Consider the following 255-nt stretch of genomic DNA (forward strand, 5'->3'; position numbering starts at 1 on the left):
CCGCGACATGCTGATTCGCGATTACTAGCGATTCCGACTTCATGGAGTCGAGTTGCAGACTCCAATCCGGACTACGAGCGACTTTCTAAGATTAGCTCCAGGTCACCCCTTCGCTTCCCTCTGTATCGCCCATTGTAGCACGTGTGTAGCCCTACCCGTAAGGGCCATGATGACTTGACGTCGTCCCCGCCTTCCTCCGGTTTGTCACCGGCAGTCTCCTTAGAGTTCCCACCATTACGTGCTGGCAACTAAGGA

1 rRNA gene is annotated in these 255 nt (G+C 54.9%); it reads right to left on the reverse strand.

Features of this window, described 5'->3' with window-relative positions:
• A 16S ribosomal RNA gene (locus ACWTE2_RS05075) occupies window positions 1–255 on the reverse strand; the annotation flags it as partial.

The organism is Legionella nigrisilvae, from assembly GCF_977063395.2.